Raw genomic sequence first — 24,660 nt, 5'->3', positions numbered from 1 at the left:
AATGAAAGGGATATGGGGGAGATAACGTTGATAAGTGAAGAAAAAATTGAAAAGTACAGTAGTTCTAATAAATGGATCATGTTAACTTTGGCAACGGTAGCACAGGCAAGTGCAACACTTATAACATATGGAGTAGGGGTACTCGCTTTATTTTGGAAACAGAAATATGTACTTTCGAATATGCAGGTTGGGTTGTTAATAAGTTCGGTAAATATTGGTCCGCTGTTTTGTATGCTTTTTGCCGGAAGGTTACTTGATCGATATAATGAAAGAATATTAATTGGAGCGAGCACTGTATTACTTGGCGGGGCGCTTTTACTTGCTCATATGGCAAGGGGATTTATTGGGTTATTATTTGTTCTTCTTTTAATAGGGACCTTTTATAGTGTATCCCACCCAGGGGGAAGTAAAGTAATCTTGAAATGGTTTCCGAAAGAGATTCGCGGATTAGCTATGGGAATACGGCAAGCTGGTATACCTATTGGTGGGGCGTTAGCAGGAGTAATAATCCCTTTGCTTACAATTAAATTTAGTTTAGCTTATACGATAAATGTAATTGCAACTATATGTATAATAGGCGGGTTATTGTTTTTCATATTTCATAAGGAATCGTACGTACGAGAACACACGAGCCAAGAAAATGTAAGTATTTCTTTTTGGATGCAGTTAAAAAAGGTAATATGTAAAAAAGAGCTGTATCCAATTTTTATTACAGGTATTTGCATGATTTCTTTACAAATGATATTAGTCGGACATTTTATAAAATTTTTAGTCATTGAAAAATCGATAACACCTATTGTAGCAGGGAAAGTATTTTCAGTTATGCTAGTTGCAGGAATGATAGGCCGAATTATATTAGCTACAATAAGTGATACATATTACAAAGGTGATCGTCGTACACCTTTATTAATAACTGTATGTATATCTTTTTGCTTAATTTTAGTTGTTGTAATGAGTATAAACACAATGACACTTGAGGCATTGTTTGTGATGAGCGGACTGCTAGGGTTCTTTGCGATCGGTTGGTTTAGTCTTTTTATGGTTGAAGTTGCTGAGTCTGCAAGTGAGGAATTGGTAGGTCTAACAGTGAGTTTTGCGCTTACACTTAATCAAATTGCTATTATCTTTGCACCTGCTTTGTTTGGTTATATAGTAGATGGAAAAGGCTACACATATGCATGGATGGGGATAGCTGCATTACTAAGCGTTTCAGCAGTGAGTTTATGTAAAAGTAAACGAATATTAAAAATGTAAATCTTTTATGAAGAAAATCTAAAGAAATGTCGTGGGAGTGACATTTCTTTTTTAATATGTTGTATAATCAAGTTATAAATGAGATTCGTTTTCATTAACGCTCATTTCCTCTTTTGAAATTACCTGTAATTTTAGCCATAATAAGCTGTTTTTCTTTTTCGTTACTTGCCCGATTTATTTTGTTTAAAAATTTTTCAGCATCATTTCCTTTTAAAATTATAATCTGTTTTCCGTAATATTCAATTGAAACTATATTGTTTTTTGTTACTCGATAATGAAACATCATATCATCTAAACGATTGCGCTTATCGGTCTTTTTCAAATTAACGCCTCCATTCTTGTTAATGTGTAACGAATGTTACATAAAAAATTAAAATTAAAGTTAGATGTATCCGATTGTAAGGTGGAAATTTTGTAAAAAAGAACTACAATAGAGAGTAGTTAAAATTTGAACGTTAGAAAAAGGAATCTAGTTTACTATGAGGAATAATAGAGTAGATAGATTATAAGATATTTAAAAACTAAAAGATATAGAATAGAATGGAAAAGTATAAAGTGAAACTAGATAAAAGAGGGTTCCCATATGTTTAAGAAATGGTTAATCGCTTTCTTTGTTTTTGCTATTTTTTGTGGGAGTGTCGCTGCACTCATACATGCAAATAAAGAAAAGAAATACAGTTTGAAGGCATTTTCGAATTTTGAGGATAAAGTTGGAAATGTTCAACCGAAAGTTGATGCGAATCAGCAAAAACGTTATGATATTGCAGCAACGAAACTCGATCAATATTTAAAAGATAAAGGATTTAACGGAACGGTTCTCGTAACGGATAAAAATAATGTGGTTTTACGAAAAGGCTACGGGTATGCGAATATAAAAGATAAAGTTTTAACAACGCCAAGAACAAAATATCGCATCGGTTCCATAACGAAAACAGTAGTTGCAATATCTATATTACAGCTAAGAGAAAAAGGGAAATTGAATATTGAAGACAATGTAAATAAGTATATTCCATCGTTTCCAGCAGATAAAAACATTACGTTACGAAATTTGTTAACACATACGTCCGGGTTACCAGATCAGGGACAAGGTAGTGTTGATGCGGCATCACGTTTAAAGTTAGTAACGTGGATTGGAGCGCAAAAGTTGCAATTTCCTGCAGGGACAGGATGGAAATATACAGATTATAATTATATGGTACTTGCGTATATTGTAGAAAAGATATCGAATAAACCGCTTGCTGAATATGTGAAAGAAAACATTTTTACTCCTGTTGAAATGAATGAATCTGGTATGGGTACAACTCTCCCTGAAGATATTTTCTTAGCAGAAGGTTACACGAAAAAAGATAATGAGTTAATAGCTACACCCCGCTTAAAAATGAACTGGCTGTATGGTTGTGGTGAAATGTATACGACCGTTGAAGATATGAAAAGATTAGATGAGGCTATTATGGATGGAAAGCTGATTTCTAAACAAAGCTTATCAGATATGTTTACAGTATCACCTGCGAGAAAATATGGATTTAGCTTCTATATTTACCCAGATTATTATCATAACCACGGTGTATTAGCTGGCTGGAACACTTTTAATAATTTTAACTGGGATAAAAGAACGTTTGTAATATTATTCTCTAACGTACAAAATGGTATGAATGATACATTTAATCAAGAGTTTAGGAAATTAGCGAATGATTTAATAGAAGGAAAATAATTATTTGAAAATCGGTATTGATATAAAATTATCAATACCGATTTTTTTATTTAGTGAACAAGCATGTATGAGAGGGGATTAGTATTAGAATAAATTTATGAAGGAAGTTAAATGATATGGATGTTAAATATAGGAAGTGTATTTTGTGAATGTCATCTATTTGCATTGAAATTATGTGATTATCATGCGGAAGAATAATTGGTAATTTTTACATTGATGAAAAAGCTTGAGCTTCACACTATGTTAAGCCTTACAGTATTGTAGACATGAACAGGAGGTTGAAAAATGAAAAAAATAGTAGAGTTTTGTTTAATAGCTACATTATCTACAACGATTATTAGTGGATGTTCTTTTGAAGGGAATAATGAAAATGCCAAAGGGAAAGAGAAAGAGGATAAAAAAGTAGAGGTACAGAAAAATGCTGGAAAATATACGATGCCGGATGAAAAAGATAAACATGAAGGTACATGGCTACAATGGCCTCATGAATACACATATGGTCAAGAGTATAAACAAGAAGTCGAACCTATTTGGATTAAGATGGCAAGTGCTTTAACTGAGGGTGAAAAAGTCCACATTGTTGCATATGATGAGGAAGAGAAAGAGCGAATCAATAAGCTTTTAATAGATAAAGGGCTGAATATGGATAAAGTTGATTTCTTTATCGCTCCTACTGATGATGTGTGGGCAAGAGATAGTGGACCGATTTTTGTTTATGACAATAATAAAAATCTGAAAATATTAGATCCAGCATTTAATGGTTGGGGAAAGAAAACTCCATATAAAAATGATGCCCGTATACGTGAGAATGTTAGTAAACAATTAGGGATTGAAAGAATTGATTGGGGGAAATTTGTCCTTGAAGGTGGCGCAATTGAATTAGACAGCAATGGGACTGCTTTATTAACTCGAAGCGCAGTAACGAATAAAAATAGAAATCCTGATTTATCAGAAGCGGAAATTGAAAAATATATAAGTGACCTTGGGGTGACAAACTTTATTTGGTTAGATGGAGTGCCTAATTTAGATATTACTGATTTTCATATTGATGGATTTGCTAAATTCCATGATAAATCTACAATCGTAACGATGGCAGAAGATGACTTGGCTGAATGGGGCTTGTCAAACAAAGATATGGATAAATTGTTAGATGCAAAAAATGCTTCAGGACAGAAATATAAGTACGAATACTTACCGCTTAGTAAAGATAAAGTTACTTTAGAAGGTGGAAAAACTCTAGATTATAAGGGGTCGTATATCAATTATTATGTTGGGAATACAGTTATATTGGTGCCTAACTATAATGATCCAAATGACAAAATCGCAAACGATACGATTCAGAAATTATACCCGGATCGTAAAGTAGTGGGAATTGATGTGAGAGAGCTTTATAAAAATGGCGGAATGATCCATTGTGTGACACAGCAACAACCGATTCAATTGAAGTAATCGATTATAGTTTCGTTATGTTGCTTTATAGACAAAATAGGTGAAAAGCTATCTTTACTTATTTTGTCTTGTTTTAACATCTGTAACAAGAACGGAATGTATAATTTTAATGTAACAATAATTAAATAAAAGTATGTTGTCATTATTGTTTTATATGGAAAAGGAGAAAAATGTTTGTGTTAAAGAATTTAAAAAGAGTATTTTCGTTTTTCCCTATCGTTCTACAGTACATTATAAATGTAGCTTTGATCTGTTTGGGAATTGTTTTAAGTGTGTTTCTTATGAAAGAAGTCATTCAATTTATACAAGAACTTAAATTAAATAGTGAGGAATCTAGTTATCATTTAATTGATAGCATTGTCGTATTTTTTTTGTATTTTGAATTCATCGTAATGATTATAAAGTATTTTCAAATGAACTTTCATTTTCCATTACGTTATTTTATATATATAGGTATTACGGCTATCGTTCGTCTAATTATTATAGACCATGATAGTCCAATGGATTCATTGATATATGCTTGCGCGATTCTTGTATTAATTAGTGCTTTATTCATTGCAAATTCTAAAATAATGCGTCGTGATTTAGAAGAGTGAACGTTTGTTGTTTAAATCAAAAAAGATGTTTTATCTTTTGGTAAAAAGGAGTAACAGTATTGAAAGAAATAATCTTAACCAGTTTTATAATAATAGGGTTTATGATTCTACTATTTAATTGTATACTTTCATAATTTAAAAGAATAAAAGGTTAATAAGGAAAGAGGTTTTTGTAAATATGGTTCATTACAATAATCAAAATAGTTTACATCAAATATTTACATTAAAGGGAACAGTGGTAAGAGATATTTTCCCGCAAATTTTATTATATATATGTATTTCAACGATAGTAACTGTGATTAATTATTATTATGTAGAAATAAAAATTAATCAAACTCCTTGGGTAATTGTTGGAGGAGCTTTAGGTCTACTGTTAGTTTTTCGTACTAACACTGCCTATGATAGGTATTGGGAAGGTAGAAAGTTATTTGGCACGGTTGGTGCTTGTACTAGAAATTTGGCAGTTAGTTTTTTATGTTATTGGGAGTCTGAAGGGAAAAAGACGGATCAGGAAAAATTAAAATTTTTACATTTGTTAATTGCTTTTCCAAAGATAGCGAAAGGACATTTGAGAGACGAAAAAGATTTATCAGAAATAAAAGCATTGTTTGATATTTGTTCTGAGAAGGAAAAAGAAATGTTGGCTGAGTCTATTCATTTACCGATTAGTATAGTTTTTATGTTAAAAACTATACTATCAAAAGGTTTGAAAACGGGTCAAATTCACCCAAATGCAATAATTAATATGGAAGCTGATTTGAATACTCTGCTTACGGCTGTGGGTGGATGTGATCGGATCAAAACAACGCCTATTCCTTTTGCATATTTTGCTCATATTAAAATTTTACTGCTCATATTTTGCGGGACTTTATCGATTGGTCTTGTTGATAGTCTTGGATGGTTTACAGTACTTGCAACTACGTTCATAAGTTTTGCATTTATAGGGATTGAAGCAATAGGGGTTGAAATTGAGGATCCATTTGGTCAAGATCCAAACGATCTTCCGCTAGAAGGGATTTGCATAGGGGTAGAAACACATTTAGTGAATTTATATAATCAAAACGCCCTGTTAGAAGTAATGGATTTGAATCTTGATAAAAAAATCATCTAATCCGTCATTGTGTACGGCGATTAAAATTTAAAAATCTTGTCAAGAGTCAGTTTATGGCTTAACGACGGCTTTATATTTTTTATATAAATATATAATATTTCTCCGTGCTATAATCCATTCATGAAATGTGCACGTTTCAAAAATTGTAATGAAAAGAGAAATGAATTGGGGAATAGTTGGCTTATTGAAAACAGTTATTCAATCATTATTAAAAAGCGAGGTAAGTAATATGGAACAAAAACATAGTGGCATTATTTTTACTGCAATACCAGATGAATCGAATGAATATTATCGACCATTTTATGAAGATATTATTTATTTTAATGAATACTTAAATGAAAATAAAGCATTTACCGATCAACTTATATCTTTATCTGTTGAAGAGCAAGACTTTCATACAAACTTTTTTGAGTATGATGATATTTGGCTAAGAGATGTTGCACCAGTTGTAACAAATCATCTAGTTAAATTCAAATATCAACCGAATTATTTACCGAAAGATCAAGGACGATATTTAGATCAACAATTTAATAAATGGTTGAAAAAGAACGACTTTGAATATGTGACATCTCCATTGATATTAGACGGTGGAAATCTTATTTGGAATAAAAAAGATACCGTTATATTAACGGAACGCATATTTGATGATAATTATGATTGGACGGAAGAAGAAATTATAGAGCAACTGGAATGGGATTTAGATGTGAGTCGGGTTATTATTATTCCTGCTGAAGAGGGAGATGTACTTGCACACGCAGACGGGATGGTTAAATTTATTGATGAACATACAATGTTTATTAGTGATTTTTTAGGGGATCATGAATTTAGATATAAGGTTCAAGAGATTATTCAAGAGCAAATGCCAGAGGCTGAATTTATAGTTGTTCCTTCGTCATATACAGAGAAGGGTCAATACGATGAAGAGATAGCGTCAGCAAAAGGTTTATATATAAATATGTTAGAAACATGTGATACGCTTTACGTTCCTAAGTTTGGATTAGCTAAAGATGAGGAAGTTTTACGATATATTCAACAGCATACTGAGAAACAAGTTATTCAAAGTCATGTAGGAGAAATATCGACAATGGGAGGGGCGATGAATTGTTTAACGTGGTATTGTCCTAGTCATTTGTTACCTTCAAAAATGAAAAGGCTGAACGATCAGAATGAAGGTTCTTCAATCAGAAAAATATTTGATTGGTTTTAATAAATAAGCTTATATATAAGAAAATGTATTCAAGGGGTATTTATATGTATACAATTACTGAATTTTCACGGATTTGTAAAATGAGTACACGAATGTTAAGGCATTATGATAAAGAGGAAATATTGAAACCAGCATATGTGAATCCGGTAAATGGATATAGATATTATGAGCAAGGGCAGCTTGAAATAGCGTTGAAAATTAAAAAGCTAAGGGAGTACAAGTTCCCTTTACCGAAAATTAAAATAATTCTTCAATCATCAGATCAAGATTCATTTATTAAACATATGCAAGCACAAATTATAGAGTTATCTCATGAGGTAAAACAAAATTTACAGGTTATTTCAGAAATGAATGAAATGGTAAATATGAATCATGCTTTAAATACTGCTTGTCATAGAAATTACGATATATTTATTGGAATGAGAAATGAAATAACAGTAATTGCTCAAAGACTGCAAATAAATATAGATGATATGGATGATTATTTTTATGACTTATATGAAAAAGTACAAAAGCATAACTTACAAATGGTCGGTTCGCCCTCTACGGTCTTTTATGATGAAGAGTATATTCCAAATGAAAGTGATGTTGAATTAAGGATTCCGGTCATGCATGGGAACAATAAAGATGTAGTACAAGAATATGAAATAAAAAAATTAAATCCACATCAAATCGTTACTACTATGCATTATGGAAGTTATGACTATATAGGCTACGCTTATATTGCGTTAGAAAAATGGATTGAAAGAAATGGTTATGTAATAGATGGTTCACCGTATGAGGTCTACATAAAGGGACCTGAATGTGATTGTTTAGTAGAGGAGTATGTGACACAAATTTGTTTTTTAGTTATGAAAATAGACTGAGAATAAGGATTGACATTAACATTATGTCAATCCTTATTCTATTTATGTAAGTAATTCATCATAATAAAAAGGAGAAAGAATATGAAAAGAACAATCATGATTATTTGTCTGATTCTAAGTATGACATGGGTTTCAGCGTGTACTCCTGGAGTAGGAGAAGGTGAGAATGGTAGCTTCGTTCTACCAAATCAGTTGCCAAAAAATGTAGTGTTTAAAAATGGTACAATCTATACTTCAAATGACAAGCAAGACATTGTAGGGGCTGTAGCCGTTAAAGAAGGGAAAATTACATTTGTTGGTTCAAACAAAGATGTAGAAGGATTTATAAATGAAGATACGAAAGTGGTGGATTTACAAGGACGTTTTATTCTTCCTGGTTTTGTGGACAATCACAATCATATATTTGAGGCGAAATCACCAGCAGCAGGGAATTGTAGTGTCTCGCCAGATGCTGCGCTGCAAGAACAACGCTCGTATTTAAAAGCTTGTAAAAAAGATATAAAGACAGGGGAATGGATAAGTGGAACAGGGTTCAGTTTGGAAGAGCTGTTAAAAGATATGGATGAAAAATCAGAACATCAAACCCCATTACAAGTTCTTGATGAGTTATTTCCTAATAACCCTGTATTAATTATGGAAAGAACTTCTCATTCTGTATGGGTTAACTCAAAAGCATTGGAAGTAGCGGGAATAAATAAAGAGACGAAAGATCCGCAAGGCGGAAGAATCATCCGGGATCCAGAGACAGGAGAACCTTTCGGGCTTCTGTATGATACAGCTGGGGATATCGTGATGGAAAAAGCATGGAATTCTCAGCCCAATCTCTTTGAAAAAAACTATGAAGGTTTGTTAGACGGTTTAGATGAGGTTGCGAAGAATGGTATTACTACAGTCGGCGATGGACGTCTTTATTGGAAACGAGGCTGGTTAGATGTTTGGAATAAAGTTAATGATGAGAAGAAGTTAACGTCGCGAGTAGTACTTCGTCCGTGGGTATATCCGAACTTAAATGAAGCAGAGCAAATGGAGTATTTCAAAAAAATTAAGCGTGATGATGTATCATCTCGAATGCTTATTAATCAAGTGAAAATGTATAGTGATGGAATTAGCATTAATAGCACAGCGAAAATACTAGAAAAATATAAATTTGAGTGGTTTAAGGGAACACCGTATGGCTTGAACTATATTCCAGAAGAAAAAATGAAATGGTGGTTAACGGAACTTAATAAACTTGGTTACGGTGCACTCATTCATACGATTGGGGATGGCGGGGTAAGAGAGAGTTTAAATGCAATTGAAGCAGCGAAAAAAGAAGGTGCAAATCAGCCTTATACGCTCACACATGTTGAGATGGTAGAAGATAGTGATATAAATCGTTTTGCTAAGTTAGGTATTAGCGCTGATTTTCAAGTAGGCCATGATTTTGCGGAAGATCCTAAACAAAGCTGGGCAAGTACGTATTTTACAGATCAACAGATGAAACGAATTATGCCGTTAGGACGCATTTGGAAAACAGGAGCAAACGTATCACTTAGTAGTGATTGGGATGTAAATGAACTAAATCCACTTGTGACGATTTCGAATGCACTAAGTATTGATGAAAAGGGCTTGTCTGATGTATACGCAGCTATTGATGCATATACAATTAAGCCCGCCAAAGCATTAGGTCTTGATAATATTACTGGTTCAATTGAAGTAGGTAAATCAGCCGATATGGTATTGCTAAATGAAGATATTACTAAAATGAGTGTCGATAAGATTCCGAATGCGAAAGTTTTAGTGACGGTTTTACAAGGAGAAGTAGTGTATCACAAGGGAAAATAAAGAATCCGCGTATGAAATAGTTACAAGTAAATGAAGATATTCCTGTTGACCTTAACACGATGTCAAAGTTTAGACTGAACTTACATTCGAAGAAGGGGTGAACACGTATGAGAAATATAGAAAATAGTTTGTTTTATATGCCTGCTGAGTGGGAAAATCATGAGGGGACATGGCTCCAATGGCCTCATGATAAGGCTCATAGAGGCGAAGGTTACAGATCTAAGCTAGATGATATTTGGGTAACGATGTCAAAGGAGCTTCATTACGGAGAGAATGTGCATATTGTTGTATTTGATGAGGAAGAAAAAGTACATGTACAATCGAAGTTAACTGAAGCGAATGTAGATATGGATAAAATTGATTTTTTAATTGAAGAAACGGATGATGTTTGGATAAGAGATAATGGACCGATCTTTGTAAAAGATAAGGAAGGCAATCTCTGTTTAACACACTGGGTATTTAATGGTTGGGGGGATAAATATCCGTATGAAAATGATGCTGTTATTCCGGAAAAAATAAGTGGAATGTATAGCATTCCAAAAGTTAAATCTAGTGTCTGTATAGAAGGTGGAGGAATAGAGATAAATGGAAATGGCACCTTAATGGCGGCAAAAACTTCTATTATAAATGAAAATCGAAATCCTACACTAAATCAGGAAGAGATTGAAATAGAGTTAACGAAGTATTTGGGAGTAACGAATTTTATATGGATAACTGGTATTCGCGGAGAGGATAATTATGATGAAGATACAGATTACCATATTGATGGGGCAGCGCGTTTTGTAAATGAAAATACAATTCTTTATGAATATGATCCTTTTCGGGAGAGTGAATCCTACCTTTTGGAGGCGTACGAAAAGCATTATCAAGAATTGAGACAAGCGAGAAATATAGATGGAAATCCATTTCAGCTCATCCCAGTACCGGTGACAAGAAAAGTGGTAAAAGAAGCAGACTGTAAGGGCTCGTATTTGAACTTTTATATTGGAAATGAAGTTGTATTAGTTCCTATATATGGTGATGAACATGATAAGTTAGGACTTCAAATCATTGAAGGGCAGTTTCCAGGAAGAAGAATTGTCGGTGTTTATGTAAATGAACTGTTTGCGTATGGTGGTATGATTCACTGTGTGACACAGCAACATTTAGCATAAAGTAACCGAAATGAAAAAAGCATGCAGAGTATATACTCTGCATGCTTTTTATAATGCTGAAAACTCTTCAACAAGTGAGCTAAAACGATTTAGTGCACTTTCAATCGGTTCTGGTGTAGTTAAATCAACGCCAGCTTTTTTCAGTAGGTTTAATGGATAGTCAGAACTTCCGCCTTTAAGGAATTCAATATAGTTTTTCTGAGCATTTGGATCACCGCTTAATAATTTATCGGCGATTTGAATGGCAGAAGCGAATCCAGTTGCGTATTTGTATACGTAAAATGGACGGTAGAAATGAGGGATTCTAGACCAGCCATATTTTACTTCTTCGTCAAATACGAGGGAGTCGCCATTATATTCTCTAAATAAGTTTTCGTAAATTTCACTAAAGACTTTGGCATTTAATGGTTTACCTTGTTCGGCCATTTCATGTGTGATTTTTTCAAATTCTGCAAACATGATTTGTGTAAAGAAAGTACCTTTAAAGCTATCGATAAAGTAGTTAATTAAATGATTACGTACGTTCGTTTCTTTTGCTTCTTTTAATAAATAATGAATTAATAACACTTCATTTACTGTAGAAGCGACTTCTGCAACAAAAATGGAATAGTGTGCAGAAATTCTTGGTTGGTATCCGTGTGAGTAATGTGTATGCATGCCGTGTCCACATTCATGAGTAAGAGTGAAAAGGCTATTTAAATCATCATGATGATTTAAAAGAATGAAAGGATGAACACCGTATACACCAAAGTTATAAGCGCCAGAACGTTTTCCTGGTGTTTCTCTCACGTCTATATAGCGTTTATCTTTAAAGTTTTTTAATGTTTCGATATATTCTTTACCTAAAGGAGCTAGTGACGCGATCATTATTTCAAACGCTTCGTCGTATGGAGTGTCTTGTTTTACACCTTTTACTAAATCAACACTCAAGTCGTATTGTCGTAGTTCATCTACATTTAATTTTTCTTTTCTAAGTTCATTATACGTATGTAATGATTGAATGTTTTTTTTCGTTGTCTCAATTAAATTTTCATATACTTCTTTCGGAACCATGTCGCCAAATAATGATTTTTCTAAAGCTGATGGATATTTTCGTAGCTTTGAGACAGTAACATTGTTTTTAATAGCTGCGGACAAAGTAGAAGCGATAGAATTCTTTAATTGAACGTATGGTTTGTAATAAGCTTTATAGGCTTCTTCACGTTTCTCACGATTCTCATCTTCTATTAGCTTTGAATACATTCCACGTGTTAAGTTTACTTTTTCCCCATCATCAGTAGTCACTTCACCAAAAATTATATCTGCATTATTTAACATGCCAAATGTATGCTGCGGGGAGGAGAGTGCTTCACCCATTTGTGATAAAATCTCTTCTTGGTCTTTATTCAAAACATGTTTTTTATAACGGTATAGCTCAAATAAGTCTTCTTTATAATAGTGTAAGCCTTCTGTTTCTTCTATGTAAGAATGTAATGTGTTTTCATCTACACTAAGTAAGAATGGGGAAAAGAAAGATTTAGCCGCACTTACTTTCACGTGTAATTGTGATACTTTATCGACAAGGGATTGAGCGTCAGTATCGCGTGTATCAAGATCAGATTGTAATCGTGCATAAGCGAACATTAAAGATATTATACTAGATATTTCTTCACTCTTTGTTAAATAAGCTAATAAACTATTGCCATCGTGAATATTTCCATTAAACTTGTGTAATTCATTCGTTAATACTTCAATTTTATGAAAATCGCTTTCCCAATCTTCAATTGTATGGTAAATATCCGTTAAATCCCATTTTTCTTTATCAGCTACTTGTAGTCGATCTTTAAGTTCAGTCATAATCATTTCCTTTCTAAATATGTAGTTATATTCCTATATAACTATGAAATACAACAAATTGCAAAAAATCCCTGCTGGAAAATGAAAAGCCTTGCCGAGAATGGCGAGGCTTTAAAAGTTATAATGTAATGCCGAACGTTGAATGAAGGAGGTTTGTATATTGCTCTTTTGTAATTGTTTCTTTTGTTTTATTTCTATTTTTCGTTACTGTAAGGCTATCTTTTGTTAATGATGCGTGCCCGTCATGAGTAAGTTTTACAACAAGAGGTACTTTGTTAAATGGTGAACCTTCATGTTCAACAATAATTTTTTGTGCTGCATTTGCTTTCGTTTCATCCACTTCTTCCAAGTAAAATGCATAACCTACTGTCCAATCATCAGTAGAAGATTGATCTAGAAACTCATTGCTTTTACGCATTTTTAAAATATAATTACCTTTTTCAGTCGTTTCTTTACGAATACGATAGTCGCCTGTTACAGAATAAACGATCTCACCTGAGAAAGGAACAGGGGAAAGGGGTAAATATGATCCGAAACCTACTTCAATTAAGTAAAGTTCATTATGATGTTGTAAAACAGTTGCGATATGCCCTGAATCTACAGCCCATATAGAATTTGCAGCGTTATAAACTGTTCCTGAAACGAGATGGACATCGAATTTAGAGTCTTTAAGGAAGTAATACATAGCCGGATTCAATTCATAACAAAGGCCGCCACGGTTGTTTATTAAAATTTTTTCTTTTAGATTTTTTTTTGATATTTCTTTAAAGTTGTTTTCGAGAATATTTAAGTTTTCAAAAGGGACAGTTTGTGCCATTGCGTACATAATGTTAGGTAAATCTTCAAATGAAACTTTGTGTTTTTCTTCTATATTTAATCTTGCAAAAAATTGTTTTTGAAAGTCGGTCATAGAAATCCCTCCGTTATGCTTTTATAGATAAATTGTAAACAATTTTGAATCCGATGTGAATTTTAAACTATATGGGGTACTTGTGGAATAGTTGAATTCATATTTTGAAAAATAATGTGAGAGATTAAAAGATTGTTACTTTACTAACTGTAGAACGAATATTATAATAACTTTAATAAATTATGCAAACGTTTTCTTGAAGGGGATGGTGTAAATATGTTGAAAAGGATTACGGTAGTCTGTTTATTGTTTATTTTGCTTTTTCCTAATATATATGAGGGAAATAAGGCAGAAGCAGCAACAGTGAACAATGGAACATTAATGCAGTATTTTGAGTGGTACGCTCCGAATGATGGGAATCATTGGAATCGTTTGCGCTCCGATGCTGAAAGTTTAGCTCATAAAGGAATCACATCTGTATGGATACCACCTGCATATAAAGGGACTTCGCAAAATGATGTAGGGTATGGGGCCTATGATTTATATGATTTAGGGGAGTTCAATCAAAAAGGAACGGTGCGGACGAAATATGGGACAAAAGCACAGTTGAAATCTGCAATTGACGCATTACATAAGCAAAACATCGACGTATACGGTGATGTAGTTATGAATCATAAAGGTGGGGCTGATTATACTGAAACCGTAACAGCTGTTGAGGTAGACCGTAACAATCGAAATATTGAAGTATCAGGTGATTATCAAATTAGTGCATGGACGGGGTTTAATTTTCCAGGGCGCGGAGATGCTTATTCTAATTTCAAATGGAAATGGTATCATTTTGACGGAACGGATTGGGATGAAGGAAGGAAATTAAATCGAATTTATAAATTTAGGGGTGTAGGTAAAGCATGGGACTCGGAAGTGTCTAGCGAGAATGGGAATTATGATTATTTGATGTATGCAGATCTTGATTTTGATCATCCTGATGTTGCGAATGAGATGAAAAATTGGGGAACATGGTATGCGAATGAATTAAATTTAGATGGCTTTCGTTTGGACGCTGTTAAACATATTGATCATGAATATTTACGCGATTGGGTAAATCATGCCAGACAGCAAACGGGGAAAGAAATGTTTACAGTAGCTGAATATTGGCAAAATGATGTTCAGGATTTAAACAATTATTTAGCGAAAGTCAATTATAATCAATCTGTGTTTGATGCACCGCTTCATTACAACTTTCATTATGCTTCAACAGGAAATGGGAATTATGATATGAGAAATATTTTAAATGGAACAGTAATGAAAAATCACCCTGCACTCGCAGTTACTCTCGTTGAGAATCATGATTCTCAGCCTGGGCAGTCATTGGAATCTGTAGTAAGTCCGTGGTTTAAGCCGCTGGCATATGCATTTATTTTAACTCGTGCAGAGGGCTATCCTTCAGTTTTCTATGGTGATTACTATGGGACAAGCGGAAATAGTAGTTATGAAATTCCAGCGTTAAAAGGTAAAATTGATCCAATTTTGACGGCACGGAAAAACTTTGCATATGGTACGCAGCGTGATTATTTAGACCATCCAGATGTGATTGGCTGGACAAGAGAAGGCGATGGTGTACATGCTAATTCTGGTTTAGCGACATTACTCTCGGACGGACCAGGAGGATCAAAGTGGATGGATGTTGGAAAGAATAACGCTGGGGAAGTATGGTACGATATTACGGGTAATCAAACAAATACTGTAACAATTAATAAGGACGGATGGGGGCAGTTCTATGTAAGTGGAGGCTCAGTTTCAATATATATTCAGCAGTAAATTTGTGATAAAAAAGAAGGGGCAGACTGAAATATAAGTTCTCCTCTTCTTTTTTACATTCTGCATAGTTATTAAAGTATGACACCTTTACTTCTTATAAAACATATAGTATGATGATTTCAATAAATTAGATTTCAATGAACATAAAATATAAATTAATGAGAGGTGCTTTTTGTGAGTGCGGTAGGTACTAAATAGGAAAAATTTAATGAAATAAATCGGATAAGACCAGGGGATTTTTATGTATATCATACCCCTAATTTTGTCATGCATTTATTTCGAAACCTATGAAGATACCTACAATACTTTATAAAGCGTGTAATAAGGGGATTGCCATCTGTTTTTATGGCTTATTTTCTCATATGTTATTACACATGCCTTGTAAATGTAAAAGCTGCGGTATCCCCGCAGCTTTTTTGTATATGTTTTTAATGTATAAAAATGATAATTGAATAATGTAGAACTCATTGGAATCTAATGAGTAGGTATCTTCATTGATGATAAAAACCAATCATAGTGAGGAGAAACAAAATGAATATGATGACTTTTGAAAAGTTACAATATAACGAATTAAAGGATATAGTGAAATCTTATTGTGTAAGTGGATTAGGTAAAGAACTATTAAATAAATTAGAGCCGAGTACGAGTATAAAAGTAGTGAGGAATCGCTTGAATGAAACGACAGAAGCACGAGCTATAGTAGATGCAGAAGGGCATGTGCCTTTCTTCGGAATTTCTAATATCGCTAGTACAATTCAAAAATTAGAAAAAGGGATGATTTTAGATCCAGCAGAGTTAGTGAGTGTTTCAGACTTTTTACGTGGATGTAGAAAGATTAAAAAATTTATGTTAGATAAAGAATTTTTTGCACCAGTATTAGCTTCCTATGCAAATTCGATGACTGAATTTAAAAGTATTGAAGAGGAAATTAACTTTTCAATTAAAGGAAATAGCATTGATGCAGCGGCTAGTAAAGAGTTAAAACGAATTCGAAATAACATTGATTCTGTAGACGGAAAAATAAAAGAACGTTTAACGAAGTTTTTAAATAGTAGTGCAAATAAGAAATATATTCAGGAATTCTTTATTAGTAAGAAGGACGATAGGTATACGATTCCAATTAAATCTTCTTATAAAAATCAAGTTGCGGGAAGTATAGTTGAAGCTTCCGCTAAAGGTTCAACTGTATTTGTAGAACCGCATACGGTTACAAAGTTAAATACGGAACTCGCAAGTTGGAAAGCAGAAGAAGCGATGGAAGAGTATCAAATTTTAGCGACTTTATCAGGAATGGTATTAGAAAATATTTATCATATAAAAATTAATATGGAACTAATTAGTCAATATGATATGGTATTTGCGAAAGCGAAGTTTAGTAAATCAATCGATGGAATAGAGCCGAAATTAAACGATCATGGCTACATTCATTTAATGAATTGTAAGCATCCGCTTTTAAGTGGAAAAGTAGTACCATTAAACTTTGAAATCGGTCAAGAATACCGTAGTTTAATTATTACTGGGCCGAATGCAGGCGGGAAAACAATTGTGCTAAAAACAATTGGATTGTTAACATTAGCGACAATGTCAGGCCTTCACATCGCTGGAGATAAAGAAACGGAAATTGCTATTTTCGAAAATGTATTTGTAGACATTGGTGATAACCAAAGTATCGAAAATGCACTAAGTACATTTTCATCTCATATGAAAAATCTTTCTGAAATTATGAGGATGTCAAATAATAATACGTTACTGTTATTTGACGAAATAGGAAGCGGTACAGAACCGAATGAAGGTGCGGCGCTTGCGATATCTATTTTAGAAGAATTTTATCTTGCGGGATGTATTACAATTGCGAGTACGCATTACGGTGAAATTAAACGCTTTTCAGAAATGCACGATGATTTTATGAACGCAGCAATGCAATTTAATAGTGAAACACTAGAGCCACTTTATAAATTAGTGATCGGTAAATCAGGTGAAAGTAATGCACTTTGGATTGCGAATAAAATGAATGTGAGAGAACATGTACTGCAAAGAGCGAAAGAGTATATGGGAAATAAAGAATACGCTATAGAAAAAGTGAATGAAAGTAAGATTAGAAAACCGAAAATGGTGCAAGAAAAAAGAGAAAATGACTATGAATATAAAATCGGCGACCGTGTGAATTTGTTAGATCATAACGATTTCGGGATTGTATATAAGGAAAAAGATAATTTCTATAATGTCGTTGTATATTATAACGGTGAATTCGTTGAAGTGAATGTGAAACGTATTACTTTAGAGGTAGCGGCGAAAGAATTATACCCAGAAGGATATGATTTAAATACACTATTTGTCGATTATAAAGAAAGAAAAATGCAGCACGATATGGAGCGCGGATCGAAAAAAGCGCTTCGTAAAATTGAAAAAGAAATAAGAAAGAATAGAGGATAATATAGAATGGTAACGATTAGACAAGAACAACAAAATGATTGTAGTAAAACTGAAGAAGTTGTAAAACAAGCATTTTCAAATGAAGAATTTAGTGATAAAAAGGAACATGAACTTGTAAAACGTATTAGAGAATGTGACGCGTTTATTCCTGAATTATCAATCGTTGCAGTAGATGAGGAAATAGTCGGGCATATTATGTTATCAAAAATTAAGATAGAACAAGACGGAACTTCTGTAGAATCATTAGCACTCGCACCAGTTTCAGTTGCTAGGGGCCATCAGAAAAAAGGAATTGGCGGAAAATTGATCGTAGCTGCTTTAGAAAAAGCGAAAGAACTAGGATATGAATCTGTTGTGGTATTAGGACATCCAGAGTACTATCCGAAATTTGGATTTAAAAAAGCAAGTGATTGGAATATAAAAGCACCATTTGAAGTGCCAGATGAAGTGTTTATGGTGATGGAATTAAGAGAGAATGCTCTTCAAGGTGTAGAAGGAGTTGTACAGTATTCGAGTGCTTTTGCTGAGTAGGAGAATCGATTAAGGAATAATCATAAAAGGTGCTATCTTTTTGTAGGGATATACAGAAAGATAGCTTTTTTTATTAAGCAGATCTACTTACGTATATTTTGCTCAATGAATAATTGAGATGGTAAAATTGATATAGAAATGTAAAGGGAGAGAATATGATGAAGAATCGAGAAACAGATAGCAATGAGAATGTAGTTACGTTATATGTTACAAGACATGGAAAAACAATATTAAATACGAACCAGCGCGCGCAAGGTTGGGCAGATTCTCCGTTAGTAGAAAAAGGTGTGGAAGTTGCCTCTAATTTAGGAACAGGATTAAAAGATGTTCATTTTGCGAATGCGTATAGTAGTGATAGCGGCCGAGCGATTGAAACTGCTAATTTAGTATTAAAATATAGTGAGCAATCAAACTTAAAACTTGAGCAAAGGAAAAATTTACGAGAATTAAATTTTGGTATTTTTGAAGGTGAAAAACTTGAAAATATGTGGGATGTGGTTGGAAAAGCTGCGGGCGTTGCATCACCAGAAGAACTCATGAAGTTTTCTATTCAAGAAGTGATTAATCTGATTAGAGCAGCAGACCCTACGAAACAGGCGGAAGATTGGGAATTATTTTCTACTCGTATAAAAACAGAGATTGATAAAATTAGTGAAGAAGCTGCTAAAAATGGAGGTGGCAACGTTTTAGTTGTCGTTCATGGGCTTTTGATTACTGCCTTAATAGAAATGTTAGACAGTACCAAAACAAAACTTGGAGTAGAGAATGCAAGTGTAACGAAAGTTGTATATCAAGATGGGGAATATACAGTAGAATCAGTTGGGGATATGAGTTATGTTGCAAAAGGGAAAGAAAGTGTGGAAATTTAACAGGGTGTATTACGATTCCTTTTAGATTTTCAAAATGGGGGGAATAATGGATTTTCAAGATTTGATGGAATTTAAAGGATATATATATTTAAACAAATTGATTGAACCTGAAGAAAATTCACTGAGGGTACTTATTGATAGGTGCAAAGTTAACAAAACTAAGGGACTTATGAAAATTACAAATGAGGTTGAAATAGAAGGGTCATCCATTGATGTTGATGACAATCTACCAATTGTGCAATTGGATTTTGAAACGTATGTTGCTTACTCCATTACTAATGAATCGTTTACTGTAATGGATGACTACGAAATTTCAGAAGGTAGAATTTTTAGGATTTACTCAAAATCAAGATATTTGGATTTCATTAAAGCAGGAACAATTGCTGAATTTATATTTCCTGAAGAGCAGTTCGTCCACTATCAAATTCCTTGTTTGAACCATATCATCGACATTATTTCATATGATGAGCCGAAAATTACTGGAATAAAAAGAAACTAATAAAATTCCATACTAAAAGAGCATCGGAATCGATGCTCTTTTATATGCTTATCTTTTCCTTTTTAAAGTAGAACGGTTATGGAATTAATAAAATCTTCCCAGTACTTTTTCGGCTCTCTAATAATTCATGTGCAAGAGCACCATCTTGTAAAGCGAATGTAGTTGGACTCGCGATATTTAATTCTCCTGCAGTGATCCAATCAAATAATTGAGTAGAGCGTTGCTTACGTTCTTCATACGTAGTAAGAACGTTCCAAAGGTCTCCGCCAGTTAAAGTTTTCGAAGTATCCATAAGCATACGTGGATCAACTGGCGCAGGATTACCACCGGCCATTCCGTAAAATACGACAGTACCACCAGTTTTAGTTGCTTTAAAGCTTTCCGCGAGCGTAGAACCTACGGATTCATACACAACATTTACTCCGGCACCATTAGTCATTTCAAGTACATTCGTATGCCATGCTTCAGTATATAAAAATACGTGATCAGCACCAGCTAACGTGGCTATCTGTGCTTTTTCTTTTGATGACGTAAGACCGATTACTTTTCCGCCTTGTAGTTTAATCATTTGGATGAGAAGTTGACCAACACCACCAGCTGCGGCATGTACTAAAGCTATATCACCCTGTTTTATTTGATAGCTATCTTTCGTTAAATAATGAGCTGTTAATCCTTGTAATAAGACAGAAGCGGCTGTTTCAAAAGAAATAGAATCTAGAAGCGTAATTGCTTTTTCAGATGGAACGGCAACTAATTCTGCATTTGAGAATGGAACGTCAGCAAATGCAATACGGTCTCCAGGATTGATAGTAGTAACGTCTGCTCCTACTTTTTCAACAATACCAGCGCCTTCATAACCTAATATATAAGGCGGGTTACCAGCGAGATGATAATCACCGCGGCGTCTATAAATATCAGCGAAATTTAAACCGATTGCTTGCATGCGAACAAGAATTTCATTTGAATCTATGATTGGATCAGGTATTTCTTTATATTGTAGTACATCTGGACTTCCAAACTGTTCGAAACAAAGTGCTTTCATATGGAATACCTCCATTTTATTGTTTGTCGATGCTATTTATCATACAATACAAATATCAATAGACAAAGAGGATTATTTCGATGAAATCAATCGGAAATATCGATTGAAAAGAGGGATGATAAATGGAGATAAAACAATTAATTACATTTAAAGTAGCAGCGGACACTTTGAACTTTACGCAAACTGCGAAGAAATTGAACTTTGCTCAATCGAGCGTAACGGCGCAAATTAAAACGTTAGAAGCTGAGCTAGGTACGCCGTTATTTGAAAGATTAGGAAAACGTCTTTTCTTAACTGAAGCAGGCAGGAAGTTTCAACTATATGCTGATAAGATGATTGCACTCAGTAACGAAGCGAAAATGGCTGTGAAAGATGATGAGGAAATAGCGGGTACGTTAATAATCGGTGCACAAGAAAGTCAATGTACATATAGGCTTCCATCTATATTAAAGAAATTTAAAGCACAATTTCCGCAAATAAAGCTTATATTTAAACCTGCGCATTCAAATAAAGATGCGAAGGAACAATTGATGGAGGGGAAAGTAGATCTTGTATTTATTTTGGACGAATGTAAAACAGAGGATGTTTTACATGTGGAGCCGCTTATGAAAGAAGAATTAAAAGTAGTAGCTGCTCATACGCATCGTTTACTTGAACAACCTTCCGTTTCTACAAAAGATTTAGAAAGCGAAACACTTTTACTAACAGAACTAGGTTGCTCGTATCGGACTTTATTTGAAGAGTTATTCCGTGCGGAAGATGTATACCCAGCAAATAAGATTGAATTTGTTAGTGTCGAGGCAATTAAACAATGCGTTATTGCAGATTTAGGTATAGCAGTTTTGCCAGCAATAGTAGTAGAAAAAGATATACGAGAGGGAACGATAAAGGAATTAGTCTTAAAGAATACAATCACTCCGATCTATACGCAAATTGCTTGGCATAAAGATAAATGGATGACAGCGCCACTGCAGCAATTTATTGAGGTGACGAGGGAGTCTTACTGCCCGTAAACGCCCGATTGGTGAAGGCTAATAATTAGTGGAGGACGAACAAAGCCCCCACTGATTATTAGCCTTCACTTTATTAAGTTCAGTTGCAGTAATTAATTAACTAAGGTCTGTGTCAGGAGGAGTGTATCCGAGGTGACGAGCCATTGATACAAGTTGACCTTTATGATGAAATTCATGTGTTTCCGCATGAGTTAAAAGCCATAGTGGAGTTGTGCTCCAAGGTTCTTTTTGCCATTTCACTTCATTTGCTATATTTTCGAGCCACCGGTCATTGTATTCATCTAAAAAGCGTTGTACAGTCTCATCTACTATCTTAAATCTAGCACGGACTTTTGTGACATCTGCATGTTCAATTTCATAATCGCTAGCAAATGAGAAATCTGCTCGTTTTTGGTTAAATGCGAATGTTCCAAGCCAGTATCGATAGCAATCGGCTACATGAATATGGGTTTTTAAAATGCTGCCACTTCCGAAATTAGGAACTGTACTGTGCAATTTTTCTCGTGGAATTTCTTCCAAAAATGTAAATAGATTTTCTCTTGTAGAACGAATAAGATTATATTGTTGTTTTAAAACATGTAACATGTAATTACACTCCTCTTTTGTTTACTGTAATATTTGTGCAGTAAGTATTTCTATATTTATGAGGAGTGGTCCTTTTTTATTGTTTTCAGTAAGCATATTAGATGTATTTTTTAATTGTTTCTGATAGATTAAACAAGGTGAAACTTTAATAAGTTTAACATCCTTAGTTCATAATAAATTGTACATAAAAAAGGAGACGATAAAATGAATAGAATAATTGGTTTAAAACAATTTGAAATAACGCGTGGGGCATTACTTCAATTTATGGAAACGTTAGATGACAAAACTGCGGATACGCAGCCGGAGGGCTTTAACAATACAATTCGCTGGCATATCGGTCATGTGTTAACGGCAGCAGAAGTTTTCATGTTTGGAAAAGAATTTAAACAATTACCAACTGAATATCCAGGTATGTTTGGATATGGTTCAAGACCATCTAAATGGAAAACAGAAGGGCCATCATTAGAAGTGTTAACGGTTCAATTAAAAGAACAAGCGAAGCGCATTCAAGAAATTCCAGCAGAAGCATTTGAAAATAAACTTCCAGAGCCATTTTTAGGGTTGGAAACAGTTGGAGAGCTTTACGGTATGATGCTTTATCATGAAGCAGACCATATTGGGCAAATGAAGGCGATGGAACGTATTATTAAGGCTCTTTAGTTTTGGGTAAAGTTAAATAATATATAGACAAAAAAGGGTAGATAATTTATTATCTATCCTTTTTTGTTGTTGAACTTCTTGAAGGATTAAGGATTATGAACGCTAATCATCGTGATGCTGATGAAGAAGGAAAGAAAACCAACCAATTAGGATAAAGAAACATCCTAAATTTTATGGTAGTTATTATTTTTTTGTATTACTTAATAGAAAAATATTGAAAATAATACAGAAGAAAGTATAAGGTTGCAAAATCTGTATGAAATAGGGTATTCCTAAATATGGAATATACGTATAATAAAAGAGAGGAACTAGAAAATGGGGGAATACTATGATTACATTGGAACAAAAGTTGGAGCAATACACACATACATATGCACAGTTAAAGGGAGAACTAAAATGGAAAACGAGTGATTCTCGAACAGGTATGATGATTGCTGCTATGTATGCAGGTAGTGATAAACTGTTTGATCTCGGACGTTTTTTAGAAATTAGTAGTTATATTAAGAATCAGGTAGGGATGTTTTCATACTTAAAGTCTTATCATCGCTTTGTGGTGTCCGCAACATTAGATATTCACTTTACAGATTACAAGGAAGCTTTTCAGAGGTTTTTAGATTTATATGAACAATTGGTCGCTGGTGGCTTTAGCCGGAGTATATTTACTTATCTCGCAGCAGCTGTGCTTTTAACAGAAGAAAATGAACAGCATGGCACGCACATTCAGCGTTCGATGCAAGTATATAAACGGATGAAAGAGGATCATCTTTTTCTTACAGGTACAAATGATTATCCACTCGCGGTTTTACTAGCAGGACAATCAGAGAATGTAGAAACACTTATGGACCGAGTAGAACGTCTTTATCAGAAACTAGCGAAAGCTGGTTTGCGTAAAGGGAATGATCTTCAGTTTTTAAGTCATATCCTCTCACTAAAGAAGGATGTCCGTGAAGAAATGTTAGTTGCAACATGTACAAACATATGGAATTTGTTAAAACAAGAAAAGATAAAAGTGAAACAGATGCATTATCCAGCTATCGGGTTACTAGCGTTACTTGAGGATGGAGAAAAAGAGATTCATTCTATTAAAGCATTGATTGAAAAATTGCAGGGGGAGAAATTATTCCGTTGGCATACAGATACGAATATTCTTATTGCTATTCAACTGTTTGTAAGTCAGAAAGGTGAGGAGAGTAAAGCTACCAACACAGGTTTACAAACTATGATAGAAGTCCTCATACAAGCACAACAGGCAGCTATGATGGCAACGATTGCCGCTTCATCTGCAGCAACCTCTTCTGCTAGTACTAGTTCATAATGTGCAACTGCTTATGCTCTCGTAAATTAATGCCTTT

The 24,660-nt window shown here is 33.9% G+C and carries 21 protein-coding genes and 1 pseudogene; 17 read left to right on the top strand and 5 right to left on the bottom strand.

Annotated features, from left to right (window positions below):
• Positions 1-27 precede the first annotated feature (27 nt).
• Positions 28-1,254, top strand: a complete 1,227-nt coding sequence (locus tag MR066_RS17130; protein ID WP_242247884.1) for an MFS transporter — start codon at positions 28-30, stop codon at positions 1,252-1,254.
• A 94-nt stretch (positions 1,255-1,348) separates the two neighbouring features.
• Here MR066_RS17130 and MR066_RS17125 read toward each other — a convergent pair whose 3' ends face one another.
• Positions 1,349-1,576, bottom strand: coding sequence for a hypothetical protein (locus tag MR066_RS17125; protein ID WP_000750526.1), 228 nt, complete (start codon positions 1,574-1,576; stop codon positions 1,349-1,351).
• Between the two features lie 261 nt (positions 1,577-1,837).
• Between MR066_RS17125 and MR066_RS17120 the strand changes: the two genes are divergently transcribed.
• The 8 genes from MR066_RS17120 to MR066_RS17085 all read left to right on the top strand — a co-directional run bounded on the left by MR066_RS17120 (position 1,838) and on the right by MR066_RS17085 (position 11,172).
• Positions 1,838-2,965, top strand: a complete 1,128-nt coding sequence (locus tag MR066_RS17120) for a serine hydrolase domain-containing protein (RefSeq protein ID WP_061676051.1) — start codon at positions 1,838-1,840, stop codon at positions 2,963-2,965.
• Positions 2,966-3,250: 285 nt separating this feature from the next.
• Positions 3,251-4,414 carry an agmatine deiminase family protein gene (locus tag MR066_RS17115; protein ID WP_242247874.1) on the top strand — a complete coding sequence of 388 codons (1,164 nt, stop codon included), beginning with the start codon at positions 3,251-3,253 and terminating at the stop codon, positions 4,412-4,414.
• A gap of 176 nt (positions 4,415-4,590) precedes the next feature.
• Positions 4,591-5,010, top strand: a complete 420-nt coding sequence (gene psiE / locus MR066_RS17110; protein WP_002165314.1) for a phosphate-starvation-inducible protein PsiE — start codon at positions 4,591-4,593, stop codon at positions 5,008-5,010.
• Between the two features lie 178 nt (positions 5,011-5,188).
• On the top strand, positions 5,189-6,121 hold the full coding sequence (locus tag MR066_RS17105; protein WP_113769620.1) for a bestrophin family protein: 933 nt from the start codon (positions 5,189-5,191) through the stop codon (positions 6,119-6,121).
• Between the two features lie 229 nt (positions 6,122-6,350).
• On the top strand, positions 6,351-7,328 hold the full coding sequence (locus tag MR066_RS17100; RefSeq protein ID WP_002128426.1) for an agmatine deiminase family protein: 978 nt from the start codon (positions 6,351-6,353) through the stop codon (positions 7,326-7,328).
• 44 nt (positions 7,329-7,372) lie between these two features.
• The gene (locus MR066_RS17095) at positions 7,373-8,194 is read left to right on the top strand and encodes a MerR family transcriptional regulator (RefSeq protein ID WP_242247872.1); all 822 of its coding nucleotides are present in this window, start codon (positions 7,373-7,375) and stop codon (positions 8,192-8,194) included.
• A gap of 81 nt (positions 8,195-8,275) precedes the next feature.
• On the top strand, positions 8,276-10,018 hold the full coding sequence (locus tag MR066_RS17090; protein WP_242247870.1) for an amidohydrolase: 1,743 nt from the start codon (positions 8,276-8,278) through the stop codon (positions 10,016-10,018).
• Between the two features lie 107 nt (positions 10,019-10,125).
• Complete coding sequence (locus tag MR066_RS17085; protein ID WP_242247868.1) at positions 10,126-11,172, top strand: agmatine deiminase family protein; 1,047 nt, start codon at positions 10,126-10,128, stop codon at positions 11,170-11,172.
• Between the two features lie 48 nt (positions 11,173-11,220).
• Here the strand turns inward: MR066_RS17085 and pepF are convergent, their stop codons facing one another.
• Together pepF and MR066_RS17075 are read right to left on the bottom strand one after the other, a co-directional pair.
• The gene (gene pepF / locus MR066_RS17080) at positions 11,221-13,008 is read right to left on the bottom strand and encodes an oligoendopeptidase F (protein ID WP_242247866.1); all 1,788 of its coding nucleotides are present in this window, start codon (positions 13,006-13,008) and stop codon (positions 11,221-11,223) included.
• A gap of 118 nt (positions 13,009-13,126) precedes the next feature.
• A complete protein-coding gene (locus tag MR066_RS17075; protein ID WP_242247861.1) occupies positions 13,127-13,918 on the bottom strand; it encodes an arylamine N-acetyltransferase family protein in 792 nt (263 codons plus the stop codon).
• A 216-nt stretch (positions 13,919-14,134) separates the two neighbouring features.
• Between MR066_RS17075 and amyS the strand changes: the two genes are divergently transcribed.
• From amyS to MR066_RS17050, 5 genes are all read left to right on the top strand, one after another.
• Entirely contained in the window at positions 14,135-15,676 is a 1,542-nt protein-coding gene (gene amyS / locus MR066_RS17070; protein WP_242247857.1) for an alpha-amylase, read from the top strand.
• A gap of 531 nt (positions 15,677-16,207) precedes the next feature.
• The gene (locus MR066_RS17065) at positions 16,208-18,109 is read left to right on the top strand and encodes an endonuclease MutS2 (protein WP_242247852.1); all 1,902 of its coding nucleotides are present in this window, start codon (positions 16,208-16,210) and stop codon (positions 18,107-18,109) included.
• Between the two features lie 6 nt (positions 18,110-18,115).
• The gene (locus tag MR066_RS17060) at positions 18,116-18,640 is read left to right on the top strand and encodes a GNAT family N-acetyltransferase (protein WP_002137597.1); all 525 of its coding nucleotides are present in this window, start codon (positions 18,116-18,118) and stop codon (positions 18,638-18,640) included.
• Between the two features lie 158 nt (positions 18,641-18,798).
• Positions 18,799-19,509, top strand: coding sequence for a histidine phosphatase family protein (locus tag MR066_RS17055; RefSeq protein ID WP_219303240.1), 711 nt, complete (start codon positions 18,799-18,801; stop codon positions 19,507-19,509).
• 46 nt (positions 19,510-19,555) lie between these two features.
• Positions 19,556-20,008: a hypothetical protein gene (locus MR066_RS17050; RefSeq protein ID WP_215577268.1), complete on the top strand. Its 453-nt coding sequence runs from the start codon at positions 19,556-19,558 to the stop codon at positions 20,006-20,008.
• A gap of 76 nt (positions 20,009-20,084) precedes the next feature.
• On the opposite strand, the gene MR066_RS17045 is transcribed toward MR066_RS17050, so the two are convergent.
• Positions 20,085-21,050 carry a quinone oxidoreductase family protein gene (locus tag MR066_RS17045; protein WP_242247850.1) on the bottom strand — a complete coding sequence of 322 codons (966 nt, stop codon included), beginning with the start codon at positions 21,048-21,050 and terminating at the stop codon, positions 20,085-20,087.
• Between the two features lie 122 nt (positions 21,051-21,172).
• On the opposite strand from MR066_RS17045, the gene MR066_RS17040 reads away from it, so the two are divergent.
• Positions 21,173-22,063: a LysR family transcriptional regulator gene (locus MR066_RS17040; protein WP_242247849.1), complete on the top strand. Its 891-nt coding sequence runs from the start codon at positions 21,173-21,175 to the stop codon at positions 22,061-22,063.
• A 96-nt stretch (positions 22,064-22,159) separates the two neighbouring features.
• On the opposite strand, the gene MR066_RS17035 is transcribed toward MR066_RS17040, so the two are convergent.
• Positions 22,160-22,648: a DinB family protein gene (locus MR066_RS17035; protein ID WP_242247847.1), complete on the bottom strand. Its 489-nt coding sequence runs from the start codon at positions 22,646-22,648 to the stop codon at positions 22,160-22,162.
• Positions 22,649-22,852: 204 nt separating this feature from the next.
• Here MR066_RS17035 and MR066_RS17030 point away from each other — a divergent pair, with 204 nt between their 5' ends.
• The gene (locus MR066_RS17030) at positions 22,853-23,308 is read left to right on the top strand and encodes a DinB family protein (RefSeq protein ID WP_002033453.1); all 456 of its coding nucleotides are present in this window, start codon (positions 22,853-22,855) and stop codon (positions 23,306-23,308) included.
• Between the two features lie 278 nt (positions 23,309-23,586).
• Positions 23,587-24,623 (top strand): annotated as a pseudogene (locus MR066_RS17025) (DUF4003 domain-containing protein).
• Positions 24,624-24,660 lie beyond the last annotated feature (37 nt).

Source organism: Bacillus cereus group sp. BfR-BA-01523 (assembly GCF_022662615.1).
Classification (GTDB): Bacteria; Bacillota; Bacilli; order Bacillales; family Bacillaceae_G; genus Bacillus_A; species Bacillus_A mycoides.
The sequence above is the reverse complement of the archived record's forward strand: the minus strand, read 5'-3'. Positions and strand labels throughout refer to the sequence as shown.

What these genes read in the sequence shown, in the direction of transcription:
- MR066_RS17120 (WP_061676051.1), top strand. Translation starts at nt 1,838, where the DNA reads ATGTTTAAGAAATGGTTAATCGCTTTCTTTGTTTTTGCTATTTTTTGT.
- MR066_RS17115 (WP_242247874.1), top strand. Translation starts at nt 3,251, where the DNA reads ATGAAAAAAATAGTAGAGTTTTGTTTAATAGCTACATTATCTACAACG.
- MR066_RS17105 (WP_113769620.1), top strand. Translation starts at nt 5,189, where the DNA reads ATGGTTCATTACAATAATCAAAATAGTTTACATCAAATATTTACATTA.
- MR066_RS17100 (WP_002128426.1), top strand. Translation starts at nt 6,351, where the DNA reads ATGGAACAAAAACATAGTGGCATTATTTTTACTGCAATACCAGATGAA.
- MR066_RS17095 (WP_242247872.1), top strand. Translation starts at nt 7,373, where the DNA reads ATGTATACAATTACTGAATTTTCACGGATTTGTAAAATGAGTACACGA.
- MR066_RS17090 (WP_242247870.1), top strand. Translation starts at nt 8,276, where the DNA reads ATGAAAAGAACAATCATGATTATTTGTCTGATTCTAAGTATGACATGG.
- MR066_RS17085 (WP_242247868.1), top strand. Translation starts at nt 10,126, where the DNA reads ATGAGAAATATAGAAAATAGTTTGTTTTATATGCCTGCTGAGTGGGAA.
- pepF (WP_242247866.1), bottom strand. Translation starts at nt 13,008, where the DNA reads ATGACTGAACTTAAAGATCGACTACAAGTAGCTGATAAAGAAAAATGG.
- MR066_RS17075 (WP_242247861.1), bottom strand. Translation starts at nt 13,918, where the DNA reads ATGACCGACTTTCAAAAACAATTTTTTGCAAGATTAAATATAGAAGAA.
- amyS (WP_242247857.1), top strand. Translation starts at nt 14,135, where the DNA reads ATGTTGAAAAGGATTACGGTAGTCTGTTTATTGTTTATTTTGCTTTTT.
- MR066_RS17065 (WP_242247852.1), top strand. Translation starts at nt 16,208, where the DNA reads ATGAATATGATGACTTTTGAAAAGTTACAATATAACGAATTAAAGGAT.
- MR066_RS17060 (WP_002137597.1), top strand. Translation starts at nt 18,116, where the DNA reads ATGGTAACGATTAGACAAGAACAACAAAATGATTGTAGTAAAACTGAA.
- MR066_RS17055 (WP_219303240.1), top strand. Translation starts at nt 18,799, where the DNA reads ATGAAGAATCGAGAAACAGATAGCAATGAGAATGTAGTTACGTTATAT.
- MR066_RS17050 (WP_215577268.1), top strand. Translation starts at nt 19,556, where the DNA reads ATGGATTTTCAAGATTTGATGGAATTTAAAGGATATATATATTTAAAC.
- MR066_RS17045 (WP_242247850.1), bottom strand. Translation starts at nt 21,050, where the DNA reads ATGAAAGCACTTTGTTTCGAACAGTTTGGAAGTCCAGATGTACTACAA.
- MR066_RS17040 (WP_242247849.1), top strand. Translation starts at nt 21,173, where the DNA reads ATGGAGATAAAACAATTAATTACATTTAAAGTAGCAGCGGACACTTTG.
- MR066_RS17035 (WP_242247847.1), bottom strand. Translation starts at nt 22,648, where the DNA reads ATGTTACATGTTTTAAAACAACAATATAATCTTATTCGTTCTACAAGA.
- MR066_RS17030 (WP_002033453.1), top strand. Translation starts at nt 22,853, where the DNA reads ATGAATAGAATAATTGGTTTAAAACAATTTGAAATAACGCGTGGGGCA.